The sequence below is a fragment of the Actinocrinis sp. genome (genome assembly GCF_035650855.1).
Lineage (GTDB): Bacteria > Actinomycetota > Actinomycetes > Streptomycetales > Catenulisporaceae > Actinocrinis.
In genome coordinates, this window is record NZ_DASRGV010000146.1 from 1 (window position 1) to 7,544 (window position 7,544).

Below are 7,544 nucleotides of genomic sequence, written 5' to 3' on the forward strand. Positions count from 1 at the left end.
CGCCCTTGAAGATGGACCCGAAGATCAGCATCATGATCACGGGATAGGCGAAGGTGAAGACCACCGCGTCGCGCTGGCGGAAGTACTGGCGCAGCTCGATGTCCGCGCGGTGCAGCCCAAGCCGCAGGGCAGACGGCAGCCGCTGCGCGTCCTCGGCGGCGGTGCGGGGGAGTGCCGGCGTCGTGCTCATGAGTCCCCCTCGGTCAGCCGCAGATAGACGTCTTCGAGCGTGGGCCTGGTCACGGTCAGGTCCGGCACCTCGCCGCCGTAGCGGGCGGAGAGCTCGGCGACCAGCTTGGTGGGCGCGTCGGTCTCGGCGGTGCGCGGCCCGTCCAGCGGGTCGCTCCAGCCGACCGTGGCCGCGGCCAGATTGCGGCCGCCGAGCAGGTCCGGCCGGTCGACGGCGACGATGCGGCCGCGGTTGATCACGGCGGCGCGGTCCGCGAGCTGTTCGGCTTCTTCCAGGTAGTGCGTCGTGAGCAGGATCGTGGTGCCCGCCGTGCGCAGCGCGCGGATCAGCTCCCAGAACTGCCTGCGCGCCTCGGGGTCGAAGCCGGTGGTCGGCTCGTCGAGGAACAGCAGTTGCGGATTGCCGACGATGCCCAGCGCGACGTCCAGGCGGCGGCGCTGCCCTCCGGAGAGCGTGGAGATCCGCGAGCGTTCCTTGCCGCCCAGTCCGACCAGATCGATCACCTCGCCGGCCGGGCGGGGCCGTGGGAAGTACCCGGCGAAGTGCCGCACGATCTCGCCGACGGTCAGTTCGTAGACGTCGCTCGACTCCTGCATCACGATGCCGATCCGGCTGCGCCAGCGCCGGCCGGCGGTCTGCGGGTCCTGACCCAGGACCTCGACCCGGCCGCCGTCCCGCCTGCGGTGTCCCTCGAGGATCTCCGTCGTCGTGGTCTTGCCCGCTCCGTTCGGCCCGAGCAGCGCGAAGGTCTCGCCGCGCCTGACCTCCAGGTCGAGACCGTCTACCGCGACCGCATCGCCGTACCGCTTGACCAGCCCGTGTACGCGGATCGCGGTGTCCCCCTCCGTCATGGAAGACAGAGTGCCGTAAGCCCGGCAGACACGCCAGAGCGCGGACACTTCCGGGCCGCGATGTCTAACGCACCGTGAACGCGCCGTACATTCCCTGCTGGGCGTGGCTGGGCACGGGGCACAGATAGGTGTACGTGCCGGGCGTGGTAGCGCTGAAGCTAGTGGTAGCGGTCGGGGCGCCCGAGCTGTCGGCCGCACCCAGAGCCCAGATAGCCGAGCTGGAGAACGCCGCGGTGGCGGTCATCATCGGCATCCAGGAAGTGTTGGCATCGCTGGTCGCCGTGACGAGGACACCGTGGGCCATGTCAGCGTCGGCGTTGATCAGGCGCAGGGTGACGCGGGCGCCGGCCGGGATGATGATCTGAGGGTTCGTCAGCCCGGCGGCTTCGAACGTGTAGGAGTTCTTCTCGTCCGCGCCGGCGACGAGCGTGAGCGTGACGGTGTCGCCGGTGAAGGTCAGCCGGTTGCGGGCGGCGTCGACCGAGGCGCCGGGAGGTATCGCGTCGGCAGCCGCGGCGGCCTCGGCGCTGCTCACGCGCGAGCCGGAGGCATTGGCCAGGACACGGCCCATCATCGTGCCCATGCCGTTGCCGTTGAACGCGCCGAAGCTCCCCATCATCCCGCTCCCGATGCCACTGCCGGTTCCAGTGCCGTTGCCGCTCCGGTTGCCCATCATGCCGCCGCGTCCGGAGGTGCCCGAGCCCATCATGGTCGAGTAGCCGCCGGTGCCGTTGCGCGTCGATCCGCCGCCGTTGCCGCCCGCGGCGGCCGAGACCGGGCCGGTGGCGATGACGACGCCGATCGCGGTGGTCGCGCCGACGGTCAGGACTGCGGCGAGCTTCGTGGTGCGCTTCATGGTTCTCGGCTCCTTCAGTCCGCGCCGGCTGCTCCGGCGCGACACCTTCACCGTGCCGCGGCGCTGAGGGAGCAGTGTGGCGTGCGTGTGGAGACGGTGTGGAGAGCACGGTCGGGACCTTCCGCACTGCCCGTGCGGGACCTTCGCGGGTGATCCATGGGCCGCTGGTGCCCGTATACCTGAGGTATGGCAGCGACTGTGCTCGTGGTCGAAGACGAGAAGCAGATCCGTGACGTGCTGCGCCGCTACCTGGAGCGCGACGGATTCGCCGTGCTGGCCACCGGTTCCGGGGCGCAGGCGATCGAACTGCTGTCCGGCGGCGCGGTCGACTTGGCGGTGCTCGACCTCGGACTGCCCGACGTGGACGGGACCGAGGTACTGCGACACGCCCGCGCCCACGCGCACACGCCCGTGCTCGTGCTCACCGCGCGCAACACCGTCGAGGAGCGGGTCGCAGGCCTGCGCCTCGGCGCCGATGACTACGTCACTAAGCCGTTCAGCCCGACCGAGGTGGTACTGCGGGTGCGCGCGGTCCTGGGCCGCACGCGAGGAGCCGACCGGGCCGAAGACTCGGCGGCCCGCTACGGCGGCGGTCGGCTACGCATCGACGACACTCGGCACGAGGTCACGTCCGACGGCGCGCGGGTGGAGCTGACCGCGACCGAATGGGGGCTGCTGACCGCGCTCGCCGCCGTGCCCGGCCGGGTCTACTCGCGCTATGAGCTGGTCAACCGGGTGCTCGGCTACGAGTTCTCCGGCTACGAACGCACCATCGACTCGCACGTGAAGAATCTGCGCCACAAGCTCGGCCCGGCCGGCCCCGAGGTGGTCGAGACAGTCGTCGGCGTCGGCTACCGGCTGGGGCTGGACCGTGATCGCTGAGATGCGCGGGGACATGCCGAGCCCGGATACGTCGAGCCCGGATACGTCGAACACTGCCGCGCCGGCCAGCCCATGGACGCTCGGGCCGCTGGGGCGCCGGTTGTTCGCAGCCTTCGCCGTCGTGGCCCTGGCCTCGGTAGCGCTGCTCGCCTTCGCCGCGATCGTGACGGCGAACCGCGGGATCGACACGGCGCGGCAGAGCGACCGCCAGAGCGTCGCCGCACGGGCGGCTGCCGCGGCGGCCGAAGCGTATGGCGGCGCGAACGGATGGACGGACGCGCGGCTGGCCGCCGCGCAGACGATCGCGGACGCCGCCGGGGCCGCGCTCACGATCCGGGACGCGGCTGGCCGCACGGTCTATTCGTCCGCTGCGAATTCGTCCGCTGTGTATTCGCCCACTGCCTCGTCAATGATGGGTGGATCATCGATGCCTGGTATGGGTCCGGGTGGGATGAGCGCGATGAATGGCACCGGGCCGAGCGCGAGCGCGGCGGTGGTTGTCGCCGGACGACAGGTGGGTTCGGTGCGGCTGGTCTTCGCGGCCGCGACGGATGCCGGACGGCCGATCAGCTGGCCGTGGGTGCTCGCCGCCGCGCTCGCCGCCCTGGCCCTCGCCCTCGCGGTCAGCTGGTACGTCACCCGCCGGGTCACCCGTCCGATCATGCGCGTGGCCCGCGCCGCCGAGACGATCGCCGCCGGGGACCGCTCCGCCCGCGCGCGGCTGTCCGCGCCCGGCGAACTGGGGGAGTTGGCTCGCTCCTTCGACACCATGGCCGCGGACCTGGACCGCGCGGAGCGCTCCCGGCGGAACCTGGCCGCCGACGTCGCCCACGAACTGCGTACGCCGCTGGCGGCATTGCAGGCCGGACTGGAAGAGCTGCGCGACGGCTATGCGAAGCCCGACGTCGAACAGCTGGCCGCGCTGCACGACCAGACGCTGCGCCTTGGACGCATCGTCGGCGACCTGGCTGAGCTGTCCGAGGCCGAGTCCGGTGCGCTGTCCCTGCACCCAGCCGCCGTAAATGTCAACCGGCTGATCGAAGAGGCCGTCGCGCACCGGGAACCGCAGCTGCGAGCCGCCGGACTCACCGTGCGCACCCGGCTACACCCCGAGCCGCCGGCGGTATTCGGCGACGCCGACCGACTTCACCAGGCGCTGGGCAACCTGCTGAGCAACGCGGCCCGCTACTGCCGCCCCGGCGACGCCGTCACCATCAGCACCGCGCAGGAGGCCGACGGTGTGCGCATCGACGTGACGGACACCGGGCCGGGCATCGCCCCGGACGAGCTGCCGCGGATCTTCGATCGGTTCTGGCGGGGCAGCGCCGGCCGCGCCGTCGGCGGCACCGGAATCGGCCTGGCGGTCGTCAAGGAGCTGATCGTCGCGCACGGCGGCGCCATCGCGGTCGTGTCAGAACTCGGACACGGCACCCGCTTCACAATTCGACTGCCACAGCCCCACGGCGCCCACGCCAACCGCGGACATAGCGGACGCCCGGCCGATCGGCGGAGCACCGTTAGCGGCTCCTTAGGCAGGTCTTAGCAATCGGTGCGCTGTGCTGAAGACTCGCGTGCCGTGGTTCGGCGCGCCGATCGCGATATTGAGCACTGGTGACCGGAGGAGCTGCACGTTGCGTCCCGTTGGTGTCTCTCACAGCCCTCTCGGCCTCCAGCGTGTCAGAGGGTGCTCCCGATGACGATCACTCAGCCGAACCGGGCTCCGGCCACAGCCAGTCCCGTCGCACGCGCAGCAACCCGCACCGCGGCGCCGCGTCTGCTGGCCGGGGCGGCATCCGGGCGACCGCTCGATCTCGCCGGACACGAACGGGTCCACGGCCCCACGCCGCTCGGCCAAGCCGCCGGCGTGCGGCCGGAACGGCTGATCGAGCTGGTCGAACGTTCCGGGCTTACCGGTCGCGGCGGCGCCGGGTTCCCCACCGGCCGGAAGATGAGATCGGTGCTCACCGGCAAGCGCACCGCGGTCGTCGTGGCGAACGGCGCCGAGGGGGAGCCGGCCAGCGCCAAGGACCACGTGCTGCTCGGCATGGCGCCGCACCTCGTGCTCGACGGCATCTCACTGGCCGTCCACGCCGTGCAGGCCGATGCCGCGTACCTGGCCGTGCACCGCAGCGAGCAGCGCCTGATCGAGCACCTTGAGCGGGCACTGGCCGAACGCGAACGTGCCGGCCTCGACCCCGTTGCGATCCAGCTCATCGGCATCCCCGGCCGATATGTCTCCAGCGAGCAGAGCGCGATCGTGCAGTTCATCAACGGCGGATCCGGCAAGCCGACCTACGCCCCGCCCCGCCCGCACGAGCGCGGGGTGGCAGGCCGCCCGACGCTGGTCAACAACGTGGAGACGCTGGCCCACCTCGCGCTGATCACCCGGCACGGCGACGCCTGGTTCCGCTCCGCAGGCGCCCCTGCGGCGCCGGGGACCACGCTCGTCACGCTCAGCGGCGCCGTGGCGCGGCCCATCGTGTACGAGGTGGAGCTGGGCGCCTCGATCGGCGAGATCTTCCAACGCGCGGGCGGCCTTGCCGAACGGGCCGTCGCGGTGCTGGCGGGAGGTTACTTCGGCACGTGGATCCCGATGGAGGAGGCCTGGTACACGCCGCTGACCCGAGCCGACCTGCGGGCGGTCGGCGGCGCGCTGGGCGCCGGGATCCTGATCGCCCTGCCGGAGCGCTCCTGCGCGCTGGCCGAAACGGCGCGTGTGGTGCAATACCTGGCCGAGGAGACCGCCGGGCAGTGCGGCCCGTGCATATTCGGGCTGCCCGCGTTGGCTGAGGAGTTCTCGGCGCTGGCCTTCCATGGCGGGCGCGGGCGCGCGATCGGCCGAATCGAGCGGCTGATCGGACTGATCGAGGGACGCGGCGCGTGTAAGCACCCGGACGGCGCGACCGGCCTGGTACGCAGCGCCATGAAGACGTTCGCGCAGGACGCCTACTGGCACGAGGAGGACCGCCCGTGCGAGGGCGTCCGGCACGCTCCGCTGCTGCCCCTGCCCGACGACCGCGAACGCGACTGGGAGTTCCAGTGAGCCATCACCTGCGCGTGAACCCGATCACCTGCGACGCGCACGGGATGTGCGCGGAGCTGTTGGGGGAGCTGATCACGCTGGATCCGTGGGGATACCCGATCTTGAAGCAGAGCCAGGTGCCGAAGCACCTGGTGTCACACGCACAGCGCGCCGTCGCCAGTTGCCCGACCCTCGCGCTGATCATGGACCATCGGACCCGGGCGCGCCCGGCATGACCGGGCCCGGTGCGCGCCGCGCCCGCTGCGGACCCGGCGCGAGCGGATCAGTCGTCAGGCCCCTGCGACTCGTGACCCGAGTACGCGGTGGGCAACCCGTTCTGGCAGAGCACGCCGAGATACACGATGGTGGTCCCGGACTGGAAGACCACCCGCGCGACCCGCTCCGGTCCGCGCCGTACCTCGTCGACCTGGAAGTTCTCGGCCGGGCTCCACGAGGTCAGATAGGCGCCGGCTGCGGTGCACACGGCGATCACGGATCCGCCGGCCGAGGTGAGGGTCCTGGGCGGCGAGGTGGTCGCGACGGCGCTCGCGGAATGCGGCGCGGGCGGCCCCGGCGATGTGGGCGCCGGGCTCGGGGCGGTACCTGCGCCCTCGTCGCTCGTGCCGTCCGGCGACGGCGACATGCTCGCCAAGGCGTTGGTCACTTGGTCGACGCTCAGGGCGTGCACTGGCGCCGAGCTGATGCCCTGGCCGATCCACGAAATGGCGACCAGCGTTCCGCCGGTGGCCACCGCCGCTCCCGCCAGCCAGGCGGACACGCTCGCGAGGATACGTCCCTTCACACCCATGAACCTCTTACCGCACCCCCTAAGGTCGGGCAAAGGGAAAGCCAAGGATCCACGCGAGTTCCAGGTGCCGCGCGTGCTTAGGTTATCGTCTGGCGGCATGGCCCAGCTGCTGCTCGTTGAGGACGATGCCGCGATCCGCCGGGCGCTGATCCGCTCGCTGACGGAACACGGGCACGCCGTCGCGAGCGCGTCGACCGCCATGGAGGCGGTGGCGCACGTCGTGGAGCACCGGCCAGATCTCGTCCTGCTCGACCTGGGCCTGCCGGACCTCGACGGCCGCGAGGCGCTGCGGATGATGCGGGCGGTCAGCGCGGTGCCGGTCATCATCGCCACCGCCCGTGACGACGAGGCCGAGATGGTCCGCATGCTCGACATCGGCGCCGACGACTACATCGTCAAGCCGTTCGGTGCCGCGCAGGTCGACGCCCGTATCCGCGCGGTGCTGCGCCGGGCCGCAGCCGCCACCCCGCCCGACCCGACGATCACCGTGGGCGGACTGACGCTGCGCCCCGACGCCCACGAGGCACGGCTCGACGGCGAAGTGCTCGATCTGAGCCCGAAGGAGTTCGACCTGCTGCACTACCTGGCCACCCGCCCCGGCCAGGTGGTCACCAAGCGCGATCTGCTGGCCAACGTCTGGCGGCTGCCGTACGGCGGGGCGGACAAGACCGTCGACGTGCACCTGGCCTGGCTGCGGCGCAAGCTCGGCGAGAACGCCCAGGAGCCCCGCTACCTGCGCACCGTGCGCGGCGTCGGCATCAAACTCGTCGATCCCACGACATGAGCGCCGTCACGCGGCGGCTCCGGGCCAAGGATCACAGCCTTCCGGCGAACGGGACGTGGTCCCGATGAGGCTGCGCCTCGTGTTGCTGGTGCTGGCCACCACCTCGCTGGTGCTCACCGCGTTCTTGATCCCGCTGGCCCTGCTGAAGATC

The 7,544-nt window shown here is 71.5% G+C and carries 8 protein-coding genes and 1 pseudogene; 5 read left to right on the top strand and 4 right to left on the bottom strand.

Features of this window, described 5'->3' with window-relative positions; translation table 11 throughout:
• The 3 genes and pseudogenes from VFB40_RS11360 to VFB40_RS11370 form a co-directional block, all read right to left on the bottom strand.
• A pseudogene (locus VFB40_RS11360) lies at window positions 1–190 on the bottom strand (ABC transporter permease); the annotation flags it as partial.
• Window positions 187–1,041, bottom strand: a complete 855-nt coding sequence (locus tag VFB40_RS11365; RefSeq protein ID WP_324849734.1) for an ABC transporter ATP-binding protein — start codon at window positions 1,039–1,041, stop codon at window positions 187–189. The pseudogene VFB40_RS11360 and the gene VFB40_RS11365, both read right to left, overlap by 4 nt.
• Before the next feature lie 64 nt (window positions 1,042–1,105).
• Window positions 1,106–1,897 (bottom strand): sulfocyanin-like copper-binding protein, encoded by a 792-nt coding sequence (locus VFB40_RS11370; protein ID WP_324849736.1) that lies wholly within the window; start codon window positions 1,895–1,897, stop codon window positions 1,106–1,108.
• A 186-nt stretch (window positions 1,898–2,083) separates the two neighbouring features.
• On the opposite strand from VFB40_RS11370, the gene VFB40_RS11375 reads away from it, so the two are divergent.
• The 4 genes from VFB40_RS11375 to VFB40_RS11390 all read left to right on the top strand — a co-directional run bounded on the left by VFB40_RS11375 (window position 2,084) and on the right by VFB40_RS11390 (window position 6,037).
• Window positions 2,084–2,779: a response regulator transcription factor gene (locus tag VFB40_RS11375; RefSeq protein WP_324849738.1), complete on the top strand. Its 696-nt coding sequence runs from the start codon at window positions 2,084–2,086 to the stop codon at window positions 2,777–2,779.
• Complete coding sequence (locus VFB40_RS11380; RefSeq protein WP_324849740.1) at window positions 2,769–4,322, top strand: sensor histidine kinase; 1,554 nt, start codon at window positions 2,769–2,771, stop codon at window positions 4,320–4,322. Before VFB40_RS11375 ends, VFB40_RS11380 begins: the two co-directional genes overlap by 11 nt.
• Before the next feature lie 150 nt (window positions 4,323–4,472).
• The gene (locus tag VFB40_RS11385) at window positions 4,473–5,822 is read left to right on the top strand and encodes an NADH-ubiquinone oxidoreductase-F iron-sulfur binding region domain-containing protein (protein WP_324849742.1); all 1,350 of its coding nucleotides are present in this window, start codon (window positions 4,473–4,475) and stop codon (window positions 5,820–5,822) included.
• Window positions 5,819–6,037: a ferredoxin gene (locus VFB40_RS11390; protein ID WP_324849744.1), complete on the top strand. Its 219-nt coding sequence runs from the start codon at window positions 5,819–5,821 to the stop codon at window positions 6,035–6,037. Before VFB40_RS11385 ends, VFB40_RS11390 begins: the two co-directional genes overlap by 4 nt.
• 47 nt (window positions 6,038–6,084) lie before the next feature.
• On the opposite strand, the gene VFB40_RS11395 is transcribed toward VFB40_RS11390, so the two are convergent.
• Window positions 6,085–6,579: a hypothetical protein gene (locus VFB40_RS11395; RefSeq protein WP_324849746.1), complete on the bottom strand. Its 495-nt coding sequence runs from the start codon at window positions 6,577–6,579 to the stop codon at window positions 6,085–6,087.
• Between the two features lie 127 nt (window positions 6,580–6,706).
• Between VFB40_RS11395 and VFB40_RS11400 the strand changes: the two genes are divergently transcribed.
• Window positions 6,707–7,393, top strand: coding sequence for a response regulator transcription factor (locus VFB40_RS11400; RefSeq protein WP_324849748.1), 687 nt, complete (start codon window positions 6,707–6,709; stop codon window positions 7,391–7,393).
• Window positions 7,394–7,544: the final 151 nt, after the last annotated feature.